This window comes from Paenarthrobacter aurescens (assembly GCF_025421775.1).
In the GTDB taxonomy this organism is placed as follows: Bacteria; Actinomycetota; Actinomycetes; order Actinomycetales; family Micrococcaceae; genus Arthrobacter; species Arthrobacter aurescens_B.
Genome location: NZ_JAOEFX010000058.1, coordinates 1 through 371 on the forward strand (window position 1 = coordinate 1; position 371 = coordinate 371).

Sequence of the window (371 nt, forward strand, 5' to 3'; positions counted from 1 at the left end):
TTGAGGCCCCAGATCTGTTCGTCGTCCAGGTCCGCGACCATGTCCTTGGTCTGCGGGGATTTACCGAAGAAGTGTTCACGGACGAACCCGCCGGATTCGGCTTTGTAGGTTTGGTAGTCACCATCGGGGGTTTCGTTCATGATTTTCACCAACGCCCCGTCCTTGTCCGCTTCCAGGAGGGAATCCCATTCCCGGCCCCAGACGACCTTGATCACGTTCCAGCCCGCACCGCGGAAGAACGCTTCGAGTTCCTGCATGATCTTGCCGTTGCCGCGGACCGGTCCGTCCAGGCGCTGGAGGTTGCAGTTGATCACGAAGTTCAGGTTGTCCAGGTTCTCGTTCGCGGCGAGCTGGAGCAGGCCACGGGACTC

The 371-nt window shown here is 60.1% G+C and carries 1 pseudogene; it reads right to left on the reverse strand.

Annotated elements, in window-relative coordinates:
• A pseudogene (locus tag N7568_RS22680) lies at positions 1–371 on the reverse strand (pyruvate dehydrogenase (acetyl-transferring), homodimeric type); the annotation flags it as partial.